Origin of the sequence: Paenibacillus curdlanolyticus YK9 (assembly GCF_000179615.1) — a bacterium.
GTDB lineage: Bacteria > Bacillota > Bacilli > Paenibacillales > Paenibacillaceae > Paenibacillus_T > Paenibacillus_T curdlanolyticus.
The window spans coordinates 63,114-82,061 of record NZ_AEDD01000008.1; the positions used below are offsets into that span (position 1 = coordinate 63,114).

An 18,948-nucleotide genomic window follows, 5' to 3' on the forward strand; every position below is an offset into this window, starting at 1 on the left:
GATCATGGTTTAAAATCGCTTGCAGGACTGACAGTAATTGCAGAATCTTAAGAAAAACTAGTTCTGGGAAGGAAAAGTACGCGAACCATCGAAAGTCTATAGAGCATAGGTTTCTCATAACTGGCTTGCGAACGAAGACATAAGGAGTGAAAACAGATGAAGCCGGCAGGTGTTGTTCGGAAAGTGGACCAATTGGGCCGCATTGTATTGCCTAAATCGCTGCGCAAAAGGTACCAAATGAATGAGGGAGATCCTGTTGAAATTTTGGTGCAGGGTGACCATATCATTTTGGAGCGTTATCGCCCAAGATGCGTATTTTGTGGATCAATGGATGATGTTAACGATTTCAAGGAGCGTTATGTATGCGCTGCTTGCATGTCTGACATGGGGCATCTTCGCCGTTAATTATTTATTCATTATTGTTCGACAAACGAAAAGAAGCTTTCCGCCTAGGCGGAAAGCTTCTTTTCGTTTGCTGCGAGCGCGTAAACCGGTCAATAGACGGCGATTTACAGGCCTTTCGTTTTGTCGTCGTTGTACGACGCCGTCAGAATAGCAGTGATAAACAATGCTGTGACGGTACAGAAGATAAGAAAGTTAAGCGTCATCACGCACACCTCCAATTATTGCTTTTATTATACCCAACAGACAGGCAAAAGAAAACGAATTTAATTGTGAACAACTTGTTACAAGTCGTGATTAGGGCTCCATTTTCCGGAATTGCTGCGGGGATAGCCCGCCATGCTTTTTGAATACTTTGCTGAAATACTTTTCATCGACGTAGCCGACCATGGCGGCGATATCGGAAATTTTGTAAGCGCGGTTCGCTAACAGCTTCTTGGCATGCTCCATTCGCAGCCGTTCGACATATTCGGACAAAGTGACGCCAGTCTCCTGCCGGAAGCGTCGGGATACATATTCCCGGCTTAAGAAGAAACGTCCAGCAAGCTGTTGGAGCGATAAATCCTCCTGCAAATGCCGTTCGATATATTCGATAATATCCCGAATGACGTTGCGCTCTTGGCGAATGAGACGGGCTAACCGCTCGGCCTCCGCGTTCAGCAGCTGATTCCAATGCTCTTCGGTCTTGGCAAGCGACAGCGTCGTATCGTCTTCGTACAAAAACGGCAGAGTGAGCGGTGGCGTCGAACTTCGCTCTTCCGTATCCGTATCGCGATGCTGCCATCTCGCCGATGCGATTTCGATCTGTTTGGTCCAGCGTTCAATATGGATCGGCGTGATCGCCGGCAGCTTCTCAACCGCCTCGAACCATTGCCGCAGCGTTGATTGGAGCAGCTGCTCGTCGCGGCTCATCAGCGCCAGCCAGACGGGATCGGCGAGCGCAGTGAAGTCTGGCGCTGCTGGCTGCTGTCCGGAGCCTGTGCCAGCTTCTTTGAGCCCGGGCGACCATACATAGGGTCCGTGCACCGACAATAGGTTGCGAAGCAGGCATGCGGTTTGCGCAGTTTCAACAGCCATCGCAGCATTAGCCGGAAACGGCATCAAATGGCCGACACCGGCATGGAAGGGCAAGCCGAAGGTATCGCGCAGCGCATGAGTGAGCTGCTCCGCCCGCTGGCAGGCACGGTCTGCGCCTCGCCACAGCAGGACGATGAGCTCCTCAGGGTCTCTTGTCGAGCGAAACGCGCAGCCGTCGTTCCATTCGTGGACGACAAAGTCGTTTAATACGTTTTGAATCGCGAACACGGCCAAGTCCCGGTCATGCCCGAATCGTTTGAGCAGCGGCGCCATAACGGGCTGCAGCGAGAACAAAATGGCGCAGCAATCCGTCGCGCTGGCGAGCAGCGGGAATTGCTCGGTCAGTTGGGCGATGACGGTGTCCGTGTCGCATTTGGGCTGAATGAGCTGTCCGAACAGATAGTCGCGGTAGACGGGCTTGTACTGATTCAACGTAATGCCCTGCTCGATCTGCTGCAGCCGCTGCTGCTCTTCTTCATTCAATTGTTCGATCGCCCGATACACGGCATCGAGCAATTGGGCAGGGTCGATTGGCTTTAGCAAATAATCGATGCCGCCATACTTTAATGTATGCCTGACATAACGAAAATCATTAAATCCGCTGATGACAATGAGCTTCGCCAGCGGTGCGTTTTCATTGACCCATTCGAGCAGCCGCATTCCGTCAGCTACAGGCATATGCATATCGGTCACGATGATGGAGGGATGCTTGTTTAAAATAATCGCCTTGGCGCTTTCGCCGTTCTCTGCTTCCAGCAGCTCCTGCACGCCAAGCCGTTCCCAAGGCACGAGCAGCTTCGCTGCCTCGCGAGCATGCTGCTCATCATCGACGATGAGGACGTTCATAGTTTCTTATCTCCTTCCTCATAGATGATTGGTACGACTAACGTAACACGGAGACCGCCTCTTGCGCCATGGTCAAGCTTCAGATCAGCCTCTTCCCCGCAATTAAGCCGCAATCGCGAACGGACATTGGCTAATCCAATATGCTCCTGATCGCCAACGCCTTGATGCTCTACGAGGCTGCGCAGCTCTTTCAGCCGTTCATCCGTCAGCGGCGTTCCATCATCCTCTACGCTAATGATGATGCATTCCTCCTGAAGATACGCCGCGATCCGGACATGCATGAATCCGCCGGCCGGGTCGAAGGCGTGCTTGAATACATTTTCTGCGAGCGGCTGCAAAATCATGCGCGGAACGGGCAGCATTGCGATGCCCGGCGCCGTTTCAATAACGTAATCAAGCTTGTCGCCAAACCGATGCTTTTGCAGCTCCATATATGCCGTCGTGTGCTCGATTTCTTGCGATAGCGTGACGGGCTTATCCGAACCGCTCATCGAATAGCGCATGAGCTTGCCGAGCAGCATGACGAGCTGGTAGACGCTCGGCGCACCGCTCTGAAGCGCAGCCGTACCGATCATTTGCAGCGCGTTATATAGAAAATGGGGCTGTACCTGCGACTGAAGCGCTTTGAGCTGATTCGTTTTGTTCGCGATTTCGAGCTTGTATTCACGCAGGACAAGATTGTTGATCGTTTCCATCATAAGCCGGAAACGCCTTGCAAGCACGCCGATCTCATCCGTTCGGTTCAACCGAATGTCGATGTCGAGCTCGCCGGATTGGATCCGGTTGACGTAGCCAGTGAGCTGGCGAATCGGCGACGTAATCCAGAAGGATACATAAATGGCCATGGCAATTACAATAATAGCGGAGACAACGAGCACGATCGTATTGACCAGCGTTACTTGCCGCGTGCCCGCTTGAAGCGTCGAGTCCGGAATCATTTTGACAATCGTCCAGTGCATGCTGCCTTCATCGAGTCGATCGTAGACATAAACGCCGTTAAAATCATCAGTCTTTGCAACCTTGTAGCCGCTGCCGTCCTTAGCTGCAACAATTTTGCGGCCTTCGCTGTCGCTCCAAAGCTTTCCGATCCCTTCGAGCTGAGGGCCATATACGACCGTGCCGTCTTCCGACAACAGATAAAGCTGCTCTACGCTGCTGTCGTACAACTCGTGGCAGATGACGTCAATGACCGAGGTATTAATGTCAATCGCAAGAGTTCCAAGCTGCTCATCAGACGGAATGCGCAGAATATTACGATGGAGCGTAACGACACGCCGCGGCGTGTAATAAGGGGGCTTGCTTATCCCATAATTGCCGCTTTCATGAGTCGCCTCGAATACTGCAGCCACTTTCGCGTTGCGCAGCTCGGCTGCGTTGGCTGGAGTAGCTTGGTTGTCTTTCTTCGTATTGCCTTCGACCACGAGGTAGCCGCGTTGGACTTTGTCTGCATGGAGGTAGACCTGATGCACTTCTTTGACGGCGAGCGCGATGGCTTGCAGGCTTTTGTAAAACTCTTGTTCTGACAAGTAGTCCTGCCTGCCTTGCTCCAAGACGCGATATAACGTATCGCCGCCAGAGCTTGCCCCGTTATAGACGAGCAATGAAGCTTGCGTAACCGTCGAGAGATAATGCTGAAGATTTGTCTTGCCTTGGTACAGTAAGTTGGATGCGGTTTTCACCTTATCCTCCGTAACGATCGCTGAAGTGCGTGCGTTTGTGATAAGGATGGACGCCGTGAGCGGAACGGCAATCGCCAGGATTAAAAAAATAATCAGCTTGGCGCGAAGGCTGCGTTGGAGCTTGTAAAACCTCATATTGGACATCCTCTCGAGCGATTTGTCAGCATTTGTAGAAGTTAGTCGGGGAATACTGGTTATTATAGTGAATGCGCAACCGATGATCAATATGTTCCACCTTTCCGGTCACGTTCGTCTGTGTGCGGGTTGCGGCGCGGATTTTATACTTAAGGTACAAACACGCTGAAGGGGGCGCTAGCGCCATGACGAAAAAATGGTTTAATGCCGGATGGATGCAGCAACTTGTATTCACGGGACCGGCTACAATCGCTTTCTCTATCATCGTACTGCTGCCATTCGTGCTGGGCATGTATTATGCGTTCACCGATTGGAATGGCGTAGCAGATACGGTTAAATTCGTCGGATTCGATAACTTTGTAGCAGCTTTCAAAGACGATAGCTTCCGTAGTTCGTTCGCATTTACTGCGAAATTGACGATCTTCGCCGTCATTCTGACCAATGTTGTCGCATTTCTGCTTGCGTTGCTGTTAACGCAGCCGATCAAGCTGAAGAACATATTGCGCACCGTTTTCTTCCTGCCTAACGTAATTGGCGGTTTGCTGCTCGGCTTTATCTGGCAGTTCATTTTTATCAAAGGCTTCGCGGCGATCGGCAAATCAACGGATTGGCATTTGTTCAAGCTTCCTTGGCTCGGTGATGAGCAAACGTCCTTCTGGGCAATTGTCATCGTAAGCATCTGGAGCGGAGCAGGTTATCTGATGGTCATCTACATCGCGGCGCTGATCAACGTACCGCAGGATTTGACCGAAGCGGCTTCCATCGACGGGGCTACAGCTTGGCAGCGGATGCGGCACATCATTTTCCCGCTCGTTATGCCGGCTGTCACGATCAGCTTGTTCCTTGCATTATCCTGGTCGTTCAAAGCGTTCGATGTGATCTTGTCGCTGACGAAGGGCGGGCCGTTCAACTCGACCCAATCCGTCGCGCTTAACATCTATACCGAAGCATTCCAAAACAATCGCTATGGCCTCGGTACAGCGAAAGCGTTTATCTTCTTCCTCATCGTAGCGGCAATCACGACGCTGCAAGTGTGGCTGACGAAAAAACGGGAGGTGCAAGCATAATGAAATCCCGTACTTACAATGGCAAAACGTTCACGATGGAAATAGGGGCTATCCTGCTTGCGCTGCTGTTCCTCGTGCCGTTCTACTTCTTAATTGCGAATTCGTTCAAGTCGTTCGCTGATATCCTGCTCGATTCCGCAGCGCTGCCTAAGTCACTGCAGTGGGCGAACTACGAGAAAGCGTTCGATATCATGAACTTTAAGAAAGCGTTCAGCAACTCCTTCATCATTACGGTGACGAGTGTTGCCGGACTCGCGGTATTCGGCTCCATGGCAGCTTATCGCATGGTTCGCAAGCCAAACTGGTACAACAACTTGCTCTTTACGATGTTCGTGGCTGCGATGGTTATCCCGTTCCAATCGATCATGATTCCGCTGATGAAGGTTGGCAACTGGTTCCATCTGATCAATAGCATTCCTGGTATTTGGCTTTGCTATCTTGGCTTCGGATCGTCCCTGACGATCTTCCTCTATCACGGTTTCGTGAAGTCGATTCCTGTCGAGGTTGAGGAAGCCGCAGTCGTTGATGGCTGCTCGCCATATGGCGTATTCTGGCGGATTGTGTTCCCGCTGCTGAAGCCGATGACGGTTACCATCATTATTTTGAACAGCTTGTGGATCTGGAACGACTTCCTGCTGCCGCAGCTTATGCTCGGCCCGGAGCTTCGCACCATCCCGCTGTCGACCTACTCGTTCTTCGGTCAATATACGAAGCAATGGGATCTCGCGCTTGCCGCGCTCGTCATGGGCGTACTGCCAATCGTTATTTTCTTCTTGTTCTTGCAGAAGCATATTATCGAGGGTATTACGGCAGGCTCGGTCAAAGGGTAAAACGGCTAGGTCAACAATCTCCACCTTTTTGTTCAATGTGGTCGGTGTGAGCGGTTTCATCGATCCGGTATACTGAAGTTGTTCAGGCAAGACACTGTGTGACCAAGAAAAAGGGAGGTTTTACAGATGAAAAAGACATTGTTGATCGTAATGACATTCGTATTGATGGCTACGCTTGCTGCGTGCGGCGGTGCGAAAAAAGAAGACTCAGGTACAGATAAAAATACTTCGACTGACAACACGAATACTGAACAAAAGTCCGATGAGCCTGTAACGATTAAAATGTTCCAATTCAAGGTTGAAATTGCAGACGCGCTTAACAAACTGACAGAAGAATACAAAAAAGTTCATCCTAACGTAACGATTAAAGTTGAAACAGTTGGCGGCGGCGCGGACTACGGCGCAGCGCTGAAAGCGAAATTCGCTTCCGGCGACGAGCCTGACATTTTCAACAACGGCGGCTTTAACGAAAGAGAAACGTGGCAGAACCGTCTGGAAGATCTGTCCGATCAACCTTGGGTATCTGACGTAATCGACGTTGCGAAAGAGCCAATGACGAAAGACGGCAAAATCTACGGTATGCCAATCAACCTTGAAGGTTATGGCTTCATCTACAACAAAGATCTGTTCGCAAAAGCAGGCATCACGACGCTGCCTAAAACGATCACTGAGCTGAAAGACGCTGCTGAGAAGCTCAAAGCTGCTGGCATCACGCCTTTCGCTAACGGCTACCAAGAATGGTGGATCCTCGGCATTCACAACTTCAACGTAGGCGTAGCTAACCAAGATGATCCGAATGCTTTCGTAGCTGCAATGAATGCAGGTACGGGCACGACGAAAAACAACCCTGTGTTGGATCAATGGGCTAACCTGCTTGACCTGACGCTGAAATATGGCAACGAAAACCCGTTGACGACGGACTACAACACGCAAGTAACGACGTTTGCTAGCGGTCAAGCTGCAATGATGCAACAAGGTAACTGGACGCAAGTTCAAATCGACGGCATCAACAAAGATCTGAACCTTGGCGTACTGCCAATGCCGATCAGCGACGACGCTGCTAAAAATGACAACCTGTATGTTGGCGTTCCTAACAACTGGGTAATCAACAACAACTCCAAAGTTAAAGCAGAAGCAAAAGAATTCCTGAACTGGCTCGCTACGTCCGACATCGGTAAACAATACACGGTTGAGCAATTCAAGTTCATCCCTGCATTCAAATCGATCGAAGTAAAAGACCCTGCTATTCTCGGCGACATCGCGAACGACATTATCGCGTACAGCAAAGAAGGCAAAACGAAGAGCTGGAACTGGTTCAAATATCCAGAAGGCGTTCAACAAGAACTGGGCGCTTCCATCCAAGCGTACATCGCGAAGAAGCTGGATCGTGCTGGCCTGTTCGATGTTATCGATACGAAGTGGAAAGATCTCGCGAAGAAGTAAGCGAGCATCTCTTATAGTAGCTCCGCCTCCGCAATTGCGGGGGCGGAGCTTTTTTTGTGTGGAATTGAGGGGATCGGGTTAGGAATGGGGGGATAGGACTGAACCTGTAGAAGACGGTGGGGGTTGCGATGGCGTATAATTGAAGCAATAAGCTCATGCGATCGGCGTTTTTGGCATCTGGGGGAGCTGGGGCAAGAATAGGGTCCATTTCATGAGGAGGTCCGGGTAATGGAATATCGGTTTTCACCATTCATTGAACAGGTTAAGTCATCCGTAACGCGCGACATTTTGAAGCTGACGCAGGGCAAAGGCAAATCGATTATATCGTTTGCTGGAGGCATGCCGGCCGAGGAACTATTCCCGCTGGAGGCGATTCGCGATGCGGCGGCGAGCGTATTTACGCGTGGGAGAAGCACGCTCCAGTACGGGCTGACAGAGGGCTACACGCCGTTGCGGGAGCAGCTGGCAGAGCGAATGACAGCCAAGGGAATGCACACGGAAGTCGAGAGCGTATTGCTTACAACGGGCTCGCAGCAGGCGATTGAGCTTGCGGCACGCGTGCTGACAGAGCCAGGGGACGTCGTGCTGGTAGAGAACCCGACATATTTGGCGGGACTCCAGATTTTTGGCATGCAGGGGCTTCGCGTCGTATCGGTTCCGAGCGATGAGGACGGCATGCGGCTAGAAGAGGCGGAGCGGCTAGTGAAGCTACATAAGCCGAGGCTCGTGTATGTGGTGCCGACATTCGGCAACCCGACAGGGCGCGTGTGGAGCCAAGAGCGCCGAGAGGGGCTGCTGGCTTTGTGCAGGCGATATGAAATTCCAGTCATTGAGGACGACCCGTATGGGGAGATCAAATTTGAACCAGCGGCGGATTATCCTTCGATTTATGCGTTGGCAGGTGCAGCGGGCGGCGTACTCTATACCAGCTCGTTCTCCAAAATCGTCGCGCCGGCGCTGCGCGCTGGCTGGGCTGCGGGCGATAAGCCACTCATCGCAATGATGGCGAAGGCGAAGCAGTCTGCCGATCTGCATTCCAGCTCGCTGGATCAGCAGCTGCTTAGCGAGCTGCTGCTGCAGTTCGATCTGGAGCGCCACATTCGAGGCGTCGCCGCCGCTTATCTCGATCGGATGAATGAGATGCAGGAGCTGCTACGCACGCATTGCCCTGCAGGCGTGTCATGGACGGCTCCGAAGGGCGGCATGTTCTTATGGCTGACGCTTCCTGAGGGATTGGACGCTGAGGTGCTGCTCCGCGCTGCAATTGCCAAAGGCGTAGCCTTCGTGCCAGGCGTAGCTTTCTATGCCGAGGAGCCGGAGCGCAATACGGCGCGGTTAAGCTTTACTTTGAATACAGGCGAGCGGATGGCGCAAGGGATTAGGCTGTTTGCAGAAGCGATCGAGGAGTTTACGGCGCGCAGCTAACCGGCCCGGCTATATCGCTCGGCTATAGAAGTTGCACGAACAGGGTGTCTCAAAAGCCGCGACGGCTGAGGGACACCCTGTTTTGCGCTGAGGCGGTCGGCGATGCGATTGCGGACGGCAGCCTGCGGTGTGCGCGGGCCGTACTCGGTTTGATCGCCGACGTGAGACTGAGCACTGCGTGCCGCGATGGCACTGTGTGCCGCGCTAGCACTGCGTGCCGCGCTAGCACCGCGCGCCGCGATGGCACTGCGTGCCGCGATGGCACCGCGTGCCGCGCTAGCACCGCGTGCCGCGCTAGCACTGCGTGCCGCGCTGGCACTGTGTGCCGCGCTAGCACTGCGTGCCGCGCTAGCACTGCGTGCCGCGCTAGCACCGCGTGCCGCGCTAGCACCGCGTGCCGCGCTAGCACCGCGCGCCGCGATGGCACTGCGTGCCGCGCTGGCACCGCGTGCCGCGCTAGCACCGCGTGCCGCGATGGCACGGCGTGCCGCGCTAGCACCGCGTGCCGCGCTAGCACCGCGTGCCGCGCTAGCACCGCGTGCCGCGATGGCACGGCGTGCCGCGCTAGCACCGCGTGCCGCGCTGGCACCGCGTGCCGCGCTAGCACTGTGTGCCGCGCTAGCACCGCGTGCCGCGCTAGCACCGCATGCCGCGCTAGCACCGCGTGCCGCGATGGCACTGCGTGCCGCGCTAGCACCGTGTGCCGCGCTAGAATGGGCGTTGCTGCGTGCAAGAGGCTGCTCATTGCAGTTCGTGCAATAGAATCAACACAAGCGCGGAAGTAGAGAGGCGTCATTGCATTTTGTGCAACAGGAAAAGAGGCTTTCTGCGTTTTGGGCACAGCATGCCCCTACTCGACCGTATCCCGTTGCATGAACTGCAATGGGAACCTTCGTGGCAGGCCAGTTATGCCTTTCTCGTTGTACAAAGTACAACGGCATCATAATGTGAAATGAGATAGCAGTAGAAACCAGCCCGGTCGATTCTAACCGGTCCTGCCCTAACGCTCGAAGTATCACACGTTACCAGCCGAAGCCGAGAGTAGCCACCTCCCCTATAACGATTCAGGCGAATCATTCAGGAGAAGGGCCAACCTAAATGAAAAAGCTGTCCCAAAAGTCACTTGGTAATGACTCTCGGACAGCCCATTATTCGGTCCAGCCAATCACGACGGCATTATGCTCAGCGAGAGCGGCTTCTCCCGCAGCCGTAAGGCGGTAGATGCCGCGCTCGGCGCGCTCGAACCAGCCGTAATAATTGACGCGGAGCATGTCGCCGGCTTTGCTGTTGGCGGTAAGCCGCGCAAGCGAGGCTGGCGAAGCGGGACCTTGCCGGAGCGCGTTTGCGAGGCGGAGGCATTTCTCGCGGTAGGCGGTCATGCGCTTCACCTTCGTCGTGCCGCCGATATTGTAGTCGCCTGAGCGCTCGCGGAACTCGCGGACGAGACGGTCATGCTTCTTCGCGCGGTAGCGGGAGCGAGGCGGATCGCCGGGCTCGCATAGCAGATCGACGAGCGCAGGCTTTGTTTTGAACAGCGTCACGGTCATCAAGCCGAGCCCAAGCATGCGGCACAGCTCCGTAATCTCACCGAAACGTTGGTTCACCGCGCCGCTCTTCTTGCGGTTTCGCTCGACAACGAGCATAACGCGGTCATTGATTCGCAGCCGCTCGACGCCTTGGAGCAAAAGCGCGAGATTGAATGTTCGTTTTAATTCGACAATGAGCACCTCTTCTTCTCCCATTGCCGATTCCTCCGCACGTTGGCGGATTGCCACAAGATCGCAATGCAGCACCTCGCCTTTGACCTCGTATCCTTGTGCTTCAAAATACCGCTTCACCGGTTCGTATAGCTCGGCTTCTTCCTTCACGGCCACCCCGGTTTTCCTCCCCATTATGCACCGGCAGCGGCAGGCGCCAACCGCCGAACATTCATTCGTATCATTGTGTTTTATTATAGGAGAACCGATGCGGCGTGTCGAGCGCTAGCGAATAGTCGTCTAAAAAAGTGGTCAATTTCCTGCTCGGCTACGCATAGGAATGTAATACTTCAACATCGCAACTAGGCATGGCGGGCGGAAGCAGAGAAATCCCAAGGCGGAGAGCAGGGATAGGGCAGATCGCGAGTGATGGGAGGAGGCAAGGCATGGATATATTTAAACGGCTATCAGAGTATCGCACAGAGAGTGATAAGCTTGCCTGGACAGGATCGTTCAAGGATTACATTGGGTTGTTGAGACGGGATGCAACCCCTGCCATGACGGCGCATGCACGCGTATACGATATGATCGAGTCGTACGGCGTTGAAGAGGTGGGTGGCAATAAGCGTTACCGTTTCTTCGAACAAGAGATATTCGGGCTCGATCGTGCGATCGAGAAGCTGGTAGAGGAGTACTTCCATTCGGCGGCAAGACGCCTGGATGTTCGCAAGCGGATATTGCTGCTGATGGGACCGGTCAGCGGGGGCAAATCAACGATCGTTACGATGCTCAAGCGCGGGCTCGAGCAGTTTTCGCGCCAGCAGCGGGGGGCTGTTTACGCGATCAAAGGCTGCCCGATGCACGAGGATCCCTTACATCTGATTCCCCATGAGCTGCGTCCCGAGGTCGAGCGGGAGCTCGGCGTCCGGATTGAAGGCAGCCTGTGCCCGTCCTGCCAAATGCGGCTGAAAACCGAATTCAATAACGATATCGAGAACGTGCTCGTTGAACGCGTCATCATTTCGGAGGAAAATAGGATCGGCATCGGCACGTTCAGCCCTTCGGATCCGAAGTCGCAGGATATCGCCGATCTGACGGGCAGCATCGACTTCTCGACGATCACAGAGTTCGGCTCCGAATCGGATCCGCGCGCTTATCGGTTCGACGGGGAGCTCAACAAAGCAAATCGCGGGCTCATGGAGTTCCAAGAGATGCTCAAGTGCGACGAGAAGTTTCTATGGAATCTGCTTTCGCTGACGCAGGAGGGCAACTTCAAGGCTGGGCGGTTTGCGTTAATCAGCGCCGACGAGCTGATCATTGCACATACGAACGAATCGGAGTACAAGGCGTTCATCAGCAACAAGAAAAATGAAGCGCTTCAATCGCGGATGATCGTCATGCCGATCCCTTACAATCTGCGCGTTTCCGATGAAGAGAAAATTTATGAGAAGCTGATTGCGCAGAGCGATATGAAGCATATTCATATTGCACCGCATGCCTTGCGTGCAGCAGCAATCTTCTCCATACTTACCCGTCTGAAAGAGACGAAGAAGCAAGGCATCGATCTTGTGAAGAAAATGCGGATGTACGATGGGGAAGAGGTGGAAGGCTTTAAGGAAGCCGACCTGAAGGAAATGCAAACCGAATTTATCGAGGAAGGCATGTCCGGCATCGACCCTCGCTATGTCATTAACCGCATATCCAGCGCGCTGATCAAGCAGGATTTGCAGTGCATCAATGCGCTAGATGTGCTTCGCGCCTTGAAGGATGGCCTCGACCAGCATCCGTCGATTACGAAGGACGAGAGAGAGAAGTATCTGAACTTCATCTCTATCGCCCGCAAGGAATACGACACGTTGGCGAAAAAGGAGATTCAGAAGGCGTTCGTCTACTCGTTCGAGGAGTCCGCGCGCACGTTGTTCGAGAACTATCTCGACAACATCGAAGCGTACTGCAATTGGGCGAAGATTAAAGACCCGCTCACGGGCGAGGAGATGGATCCAGACGAGCGGCTAATGCGCTCCATCGAGGAGCAGATCGGCGTCTCCGAGAATGCGAAGAAGGCGTTCCGCGAAGAGATTCTCATTCGCATCTCCTCGTATTCGCGCAAAGGCAAGAAATTTGATTATTCGAGCCATGAGCGCCTGCGCGAAGCGGTAGAGAAGAAGCTGTTCGCTGATTTGAAGGACATCGTGAAGATTACAACCTCGACGAAGACGCCGGATGAGACGCAGCTCAAACGGATCAACGAGGTGACCAAACGGTTGATGGATGAGCACGGCTATTGCCCGGTATGCTCCAATGAGCTGCTGCGTTATGTCGGAAGCCTGTTGAACCGTTAAGGCAAGGAACGATCGCGATTGGACGCATGCAGTCGAGCGCGGAATGCGACGATTGACATGGATGGGATTGGCACAGATTCAATTGAGGAGGGCAAGCGCAAGAGGCGGCGGCTGCAAACCTTCGGGTTAGCGGCCCTTGTTTCTTTAATTGAAATGGCGCGATAAGCGTCCAAAGGAAGGCAGCTCGCCGAAAGGCGGAGCTGCTTTTTGGTGTGCTCGACGATCGTCGCGTGCGGACGCAGCAGCAGCTTCCTAAACGATCTCGCAATTCCGCCGAAGTTGCGGCGATCTATGATCTGCGATTTGTGATCTGTGATCTGCAATCCGCAATCCGCGATCCGCGGTGCGCAGATCTGTCATCCTTCCTGTGGTCTCACGATCCTAACGGACTCCACAGCCGCTATTTGCAGCATATTTGAGCATTATATTTTGTAACGGACTCAGTTGCCGTTATTTGCTCAAAATGACCCGGATTGGAGACCAAATAGGCGAAATAACGGCTCCTCAGTCCGTTACAGTTTTAGCAGGGGCAATATCGACGGAATAACGGCAATGAGGTCCGTTAGCGTTTGGTACAGACGGCAAACAGTAGAGATAGTACAGACTGAGGACAGCACACAGGAACAGAGCGCAAACATCGCAAACATCGCAAACGCCGCAAGCGGCAGCACTGGCAACGCACAACCCGTGCAAGCCGCAAAAGCCGAGCATCCGCCCGTCCCGTCTCACAAACCAACGCTCCAGTAATACCCCAAATTCGTAACATCGGCCATCATCGTCCGTAACATCCGCCATCCCTGCCATGCTGAAACACGGTATGATAAAATCAAGGAATATCGGCAAATGGGCAAATTGCTGCTAGACATCACAGACAAGGAAGTGGCCGGATGCAAGCGATGTTATCGCGCATGTCTATGCTTCATCGATTTTTGCTGCTGTTTATTTTGTTTGTCGTCATCCCCGTTATTTTCATGTACTTTTTCGTTACGCGCAACGTATCGACGATTACGGAGAAGCAGGTCGGCTCCGCGCTGCTTGAGCTTGTCAAGACGAACCATCTCACGCTGGAGCGTTCGATGTCGCACATGGAAGAGACGATGAACAAGATTATGATTACGCCCGAAATTCAAAATATGGTCGACCTTCCGTCGGCCTCCTTATATGAACGCGTTCGCCGGTACGCCCAGCTGGACCGTACGCTGACGCTGACCAATTTGTCGGCGAATTCGGTTTCTTACTCCTTTGTGCTGAAGGATGACAACCGGTTGTTCTCGTTCGTTCCGGGATCAGAAATCCAGCTTCGGGGCATATTTTTCTCAGACAATATCCAGACGCAGCCTTGGTATGACAGCGCATACAACGCGAAGGGGAAGGCGGTGCTAAGCTTAATCCCCTCCTTCGGCAAAGTAAGCGGCGGCCCGCAGACGCTCGCGATGGTGAAGCAGATGAACGACATCTATAACGGGAGCACGCCGGCTCCGGGCTATCTCATTGTAAGCGGGATGGAATATTTGCTCAAAAATGATATGGCGCCCATCAGCGCATCCCAGGAAGGGCAGCTCATGCTGCTCGACGCCAACCATCGGGTCATCTCGCTGTCCGACAGCAACAGTTTGCCGATGGGCACCCTGATTAGCCTGCCTAACGCAGCCATGAGCGCGCCTGAAGGCGTGTACCAAGTCAAGGCCGATGGCCAAAAATGGCTGTACGCCGTTCACCGCAGCTTCGACAGCGGCACAACGCTGCTCTATCGTACGCCGCTGAGCGCAGTCATCGGCGAGCATGCTTCCATTAACCGTCTCGTCTCGTACTCGATGCTTATTTATTTCCTGCTGCTGCTCTTCGTGAGCTTCTACTTTATTCGCTCCATTGTACGCCCGATCGCCAGACTTGCGAGAATCAGCCGTTCTTATGAACCCGGCGAGCCGCTTGCCATACAGCATAAAGCAGGTCCGACGCGGGATGAACTGACGATATTGAACAATCGGTTCGTCGATATGGTGCTGCGCCTGAACCAGACGATTCATGACAAGTATGAGTTGGAGATCAAGCAGCGGGAGTCCGAGCTTGCGATTCTTCATTCCCAGATTAATCCGCATTTGCTGTACAACACGCTCGAATCGATCTATTGGCGAATGATCGTTGACGGCAACACGGAATCGGCAGAGATGGTGATGGATCTCTCGCTTGTTATGCGCATTGGGCTCAGTCGCGGCAAAGAGCTGATTACGATTGAGGAGGAGCTCCAGCATGCGGAGGCGTATGTTCGGCTCCAGCTAAAGCGCCACGAATATTCCTTCCGCGTGAACTGGGACATTGAGGAGGAGGCCAAGCCATTCCTTATTCCGAAGGTCGTGCTGCAGCCACTGATCGAGAATGCGATTTTCCATGGCATTCGCCATATGGACGAAGAGGGGGAGCTGTGGATTATCGTGCGAATGGACAGCAAGCGCGATATCATTGTGACGATAGAGGACAACGGCTTCAAAACGATTGCGGCGGAAGCGGTTCAAGATATTGTAGATGGACGCAACACCGAGATTGGCTACGGCATCCGTAACGTCAACAAGCGGATGCAGCTGCATTTTGGCGAGAGATATGGTTTGCGATACGAGGATAATGAGGGAGACGGCATTCGGGCGATTCTTCATCTTCCAGCCATGCTGACACAAGCGGATGACAACGAGGGGGAGCGCCATGTTTAATGTGCTTGTTGTAGATGATGAAATTATGGTGTGCAAAGGGATTTCGATGATTTTGGGGCAATCGGGGCTGCAGCTGGGCGAGATTTTTATCGCGAAGAACGGATTTGAGGCGTTGGACCTGATCCGGCTGGAGCCGATTGACCTCGTCATAACGGATATTCAGATGGAAAAAATGAACGGAATCGAGCTCATGGAGACGATCTTCCTTGAGGACCCATCGATTCCTGTCATTGTGTTGTCTGCCCATGGCGAGTTCGAATACGCGCAGAAGGCGATGAAGTTCGGCGCGCGGGAATATATCGTGAAGCCGGTCAAGCCGGATCATCTGATCGGAACGGTCAGCAGGGCGCTGCAGGAACGGGAAACGAAAATCCGTTCGATTGGCGAGGCCGAGCTTAACCGCAAATTTAATTTGCAGGATGTGGCGGCGGGCCACAATATGATTTTGCAGCAGTTGGCATTCGAGGGAATGGCGGAGGCGGAGGCGCTGGAGCTGCTCGGCAGCTTAGGCTTCCGCGAGCTTGAATCCGGTTTTACGATGATGGTCATTAAGCCGGATCTCAAAAAAGGCGGCCGGACGGAAACGCTCATCACGTCGCTCAAGGACCGCAATTTATTTCGGTACGCCTGCCGCAATGTGGTGGAAGAGACGATTCATGATTGGAAGCCGATCGTGTTCTACCTGCCGACCGGATCGCTGGCGGCCGTGCTTCAACTGACGGAGAAGGATGCGGCCTATGAAGCGGAGGGCAGCCGTGCGGCAACAATCGCCCAGAAGGTGCATAACAATTTGGAGGCTTATTTGCATGTGGAGAGCATAATCGGCATTAGCGGGGTTGGCTTAGGGCTTGAAAGCTGGCCGGCGCTGTACGGCGATGCGCAGCGTGCGCTGGAGTGGCATAGCCTGCATCCCGATCATTACGTGTTCTATGCAGGCGACTTTGGCGAGCATGCGTCGCAGCCGACAGAATCAGCAACAGTCGATAGCAACAATGAAGCGGCGCAACAGGAGCAGGGTTCAACTATACAAGCAGTGAGCGCCGAGCAAGGCGCAACAAGCGTGACCGCGCAGGCCAAAGCTTTTATCGATGCCAATTACCAAACCAAGGGGCTGAAGCTGCAGGATATCGCGAGCGCGGTCCACCTTAGCCCGAATTACCTGTGTTACCTGTTCAAGAAGGATATGAAGATGAACATGTGGGACTATGTGACGCAGTGCCGTATGGAAGAGGGAAAGCGTCTGCTGCGGACGACCGACAAACGCCGATATGAGATTGCCGACGAGATCGGCTACGAAACACCGGAGCATTTTAGCAAAATATTCAAGCGCTATTATGGCATTAGCCTCTCGGAATTCAAAAAATAACGGAGCCTGTTAGCTTTACTGCCGGTCTGCCCTATGCGCGCTCCAGCGCGAAAGCCGGCCTAATAGGGCAGGAATATCTGCCCTATGCGCGCTCCAGCGCGAAAGCCGGCCCAATAGGGCAGGAATATGTGCCCTATATGCGCTCCAGCGCGAAAGCCGGCCCAATAGGGCAGGAATATGTGCCCTATGCGCGCTCCAGCGCGAAAGCCGGCCCAATAGGGCAGGAATATGTGCCCTATATGCGCTTCGTCATGATAGCTGGCATTATTGTCAGCCGGCTTGCCAGTTTAGCTATTTTGCGCCAAGAAACGGCACCGTCCGCACACATGCGGGCGGTTTTTTATTGCAAAATGGGATAATCTAGGCCCAAACGATCATCTGAATATCGGATATCACGACCGTAATAAGCGCCATCGTTAATCTGATCGTACGGCACTATACTTGGTTTATGAAGCACAACATCATCCAAAAGGGAGTCAAATCAGATGAAAAAACTTACGGCAATTGCAGCTTCGGTACTTTTGCTGTCGATGCTGACAGCGGCTTGCGGATCGAGCGGCGAGAAAGACACGGCTACGAACACGGACAAAACGAACCAAAACACGACGACAACGGAGGCAACGACGACCGAGCAGAAGGACGAGCCGGTAACGATTACGGTACAAGGCCAGAAGCCGGATAAGAAAGAAGCGATTGAACAGCTGAATCTCAAGATCAACCGCTTCAAGGCGGCCAATGCGAACGTCACCATCAAAACGGATGATTGGGAATACAACCCGAACGAGATCGGCATCAAGATGGCAGCGAACAACGCGCCGACGGAATTTACTTCCTACCTGACGGAAGGACGCACGCTCGCTGAGCATAGCTGGGCAGCAGACCTGACGGGCTTGATCGGAAGCTGGGAGCATAAGGACGACCTGAACCCGATCATGACAAAGCCGGTTACGGTAGATGGCAAAATCTATGGCGTGCCGGTTGACGCTTACGTCATGACGATTACGCTGAACAAGAAAATTTTCGAAGAGAAGGGCGTTCCGCTGCCTCCGCTGGACTGGACATGGGATGAACTGATCGACGCAGCCAAGAAGGTTAACGATCCGGCTAAGGGCATCGCGGGCTTTATCCCGATGGGTAAAGGCAACGAAGCAGGCTGGAACTGGACGAATTTCCTGTACGCAGCTGGCGGCGACCTGCAAACGGTTGTTGACGGCAAAGTAACGGCAGCGTTCAACAGCGAAGCGGGCTTGAAGGCGTTGGAGCTGTACAAAAACTTGAAGGACGCTGACGTGCTGCCTAAAAACTGGGCGCTTGGCTACGGCGATGCGCTGAACCTATTCAACCAAGGACGCGGCGCGATGGTCATGTGCGGCAGCGGCAACGCAGCCGACGCGGCCATCAACACAGGCGGCATCAATAAAGACGACATCGTCGTTTATCCGATTCCTTCCTTGACGAAGGGCGGCAAGCATACGGGCGTTCTCGGCGGCAGCTTCAAGGTAATCAACCCGAAAGCGAACGAAGCCGAGCAAAAAACAGCATTCAACTGGATCACATCGGAGTATTACACGGATGATTTCCTGAATGCCATCGACAGCGAAATTACGACGCGCAAAAACGAAGGAAAAATCTACATCCCGCAAACGATCTTCTACTGGAAGCCGGAATCCGAGTTTGGCAAAAAGTTCACGGACATGCTGGCGAAACACGACAACGTGTTCCAATATGACCCAACGCTCATGAGCCTGCTTGAAGGTAAGCCAGAGGCTGAATATGAAGCGCAGCAAACGTACGCAGAAATCGCAACGGTTGTTCAGAAGGTGCTTACGACCAAAAATCTCGACCTGAAGAAAACGCTGGACGATTCCGCGAACAAGATCCAATCCGAAGTATACAACAAGATTAAAGTACAGAAATAAGTCTGCAGCAAAGCA

12 protein-coding genes are annotated in these 18,948 nt (G+C 53.3%); 9 read left to right on the forward strand and 3 right to left on the reverse strand.

The genetic code is table 11. The features are described 5' to 3' along the window. Positions 1-156: 156 nt before the first annotated feature. Complete coding sequence (locus tag PAECUDRAFT_RS15175; protein ID WP_006038990.1) at positions 157-405, forward strand: AbrB/MazE/SpoVT family DNA-binding domain-containing protein; 249 nt, start codon at positions 157-159, stop codon at positions 403-405. 294 nt (positions 406-699) lie between these two features. On the opposite strand, the gene PAECUDRAFT_RS15180 is transcribed toward PAECUDRAFT_RS15175, so the two are convergent. Beyond that, a complete protein-coding gene (locus PAECUDRAFT_RS15180; protein ID WP_006038992.1) occupies positions 700-2,325 on the reverse strand; it encodes a helix-turn-helix domain-containing protein in 1,626 nt (541 codons plus the stop codon). Beyond that, positions 2,322-4,139 carry a sensor histidine kinase gene (locus tag PAECUDRAFT_RS15185; RefSeq protein WP_006038993.1) on the reverse strand — a complete coding sequence of 606 codons (1,818 nt, stop codon included), beginning with the start codon at positions 4,137-4,139 and terminating at the stop codon, positions 2,322-2,324. The genes PAECUDRAFT_RS15180 and PAECUDRAFT_RS15185 overlap by 4 nt, the downstream gene beginning before the upstream one ends. A gap of 185 nt (positions 4,140-4,324) precedes the next feature. On the opposite strand from PAECUDRAFT_RS15185, the gene PAECUDRAFT_RS15190 reads away from it, so the two are divergent. From PAECUDRAFT_RS15190 to PAECUDRAFT_RS15205, 4 genes are all read left to right on the forward strand, one after another. Then, positions 4,325-5,206 carry a carbohydrate ABC transporter permease gene (locus tag PAECUDRAFT_RS15190; RefSeq protein WP_006038994.1) on the forward strand — a complete coding sequence of 294 codons (882 nt, stop codon included), beginning with the start codon at positions 4,325-4,327 and terminating at the stop codon, positions 5,204-5,206. Beyond that, positions 5,206-6,036 (forward strand): carbohydrate ABC transporter permease, encoded by an 831-nt coding sequence (locus PAECUDRAFT_RS15195; protein WP_006038995.1) that lies wholly within the window; start codon positions 5,206-5,208, stop codon positions 6,034-6,036. Before PAECUDRAFT_RS15190 ends, PAECUDRAFT_RS15195 begins: the two co-directional genes overlap by 1 nt. Before the next feature lie 126 nt (positions 6,037-6,162). Then, a complete protein-coding gene (locus tag PAECUDRAFT_RS15200) occupies positions 6,163-7,479 on the forward strand; it encodes an ABC transporter substrate-binding protein (protein WP_006038996.1) in 1,317 nt (438 codons plus the stop codon). 228 nt (positions 7,480-7,707) lie between these two features. Next, positions 7,708-8,904, forward strand: a complete 1,197-nt coding sequence (locus tag PAECUDRAFT_RS15205; RefSeq protein WP_006038997.1) for an aminotransferase-like domain-containing protein — start codon at positions 7,708-7,710, stop codon at positions 8,902-8,904. 1,148 nt (positions 8,905-10,052) lie between these two features. Here PAECUDRAFT_RS15205 and PAECUDRAFT_RS15215 read toward each other — a convergent pair. Further along, on the reverse strand, positions 10,053-10,778 hold the full coding sequence (locus PAECUDRAFT_RS15215) for a DUF2161 domain-containing phosphodiesterase (RefSeq protein WP_006038999.1): 726 nt from the start codon (positions 10,776-10,778) through the stop codon (positions 10,053-10,055). Positions 10,779-11,047: 269 nt separating this feature from the next. Here PAECUDRAFT_RS15215 and PAECUDRAFT_RS15220 point away from each other — a divergent pair, with 269 nt between their 5' ends. The 4 genes from PAECUDRAFT_RS15220 (at position 11,048) to PAECUDRAFT_RS15245 (ending at position 18,933) form a co-directional block, all read left to right on the forward strand. Next, complete coding sequence (locus PAECUDRAFT_RS15220; RefSeq protein ID WP_006039000.1) at positions 11,048-12,943, forward strand: PrkA family serine protein kinase; 1,896 nt, start codon at positions 11,048-11,050, stop codon at positions 12,941-12,943. 887 nt (positions 12,944-13,830) lie between these two features. Beyond that, positions 13,831-15,648, forward strand: a complete 1,818-nt coding sequence (locus PAECUDRAFT_RS15230; protein ID WP_006039001.1) for a cache domain-containing sensor histidine kinase — start codon at positions 13,831-13,833, stop codon at positions 15,646-15,648. Beyond that, complete coding sequence (locus PAECUDRAFT_RS24780) at positions 15,641-17,014, forward strand: response regulator transcription factor (protein WP_006039002.1); 1,374 nt, start codon at positions 15,641-15,643, stop codon at positions 17,012-17,014. The genes PAECUDRAFT_RS15230 and PAECUDRAFT_RS24780 overlap by 8 nt, the downstream gene beginning before the upstream one ends. Positions 17,015-17,499: 485 nt before the next feature. Beyond that, positions 17,500-18,933, forward strand: a complete 1,434-nt coding sequence (locus PAECUDRAFT_RS15245; RefSeq protein WP_006039004.1) for an ABC transporter substrate-binding protein — start codon at positions 17,500-17,502, stop codon at positions 18,931-18,933. Positions 18,934-18,948: the final 15 nt, after the last annotated feature.

Coding starts and splice junctions, on each gene's coding strand:
- PAECUDRAFT_RS15205 (WP_006038997.1), top strand. CDS start 7,708: ATGGAATATCGGTTTTCACCATTCATTGAACAGGTTAAGTCATCCGTA.
- PAECUDRAFT_RS24780 (WP_006039002.1), top strand. CDS start 15,641: ATGTTTAATGTGCTTGTTGTAGATGATGAAATTATGGTGTGCAAAGGG.
- PAECUDRAFT_RS15185 (WP_006038993.1), bottom strand. CDS start 4,139: ATGAGGTTTTACAAGCTCCAACGCAGCCTTCGCGCCAAGCTGATTATT.
- PAECUDRAFT_RS15190 (WP_006038994.1), top strand. CDS start 4,325: ATGACGAAAAAATGGTTTAATGCCGGATGGATGCAGCAACTTGTATTC.
- PAECUDRAFT_RS15175 (WP_006038990.1), top strand. CDS start 157: ATGAAGCCGGCAGGTGTTGTTCGGAAAGTGGACCAATTGGGCCGCATT.
- PAECUDRAFT_RS15180 (WP_006038992.1), bottom strand. CDS start 2,325: ATGAACGTCCTCATCGTCGATGATGAGCAGCATGCTCGCGAGGCAGCG.
- PAECUDRAFT_RS15245 (WP_006039004.1), top strand. CDS start 17,500: ATGAAAAAACTTACGGCAATTGCAGCTTCGGTACTTTTGCTGTCGATG.
- PAECUDRAFT_RS15230 (WP_006039001.1), top strand. CDS start 13,831: ATGCAAGCGATGTTATCGCGCATGTCTATGCTTCATCGATTTTTGCTG.
- PAECUDRAFT_RS15195 (WP_006038995.1), top strand. CDS start 5,206: ATGAAATCCCGTACTTACAATGGCAAAACGTTCACGATGGAAATAGGG.
- PAECUDRAFT_RS15220 (WP_006039000.1), top strand. CDS start 11,048: ATGGATATATTTAAACGGCTATCAGAGTATCGCACAGAGAGTGATAAG.
- PAECUDRAFT_RS15200 (WP_006038996.1), top strand. CDS start 6,163: ATGAAAAAGACATTGTTGATCGTAATGACATTCGTATTGATGGCTACG.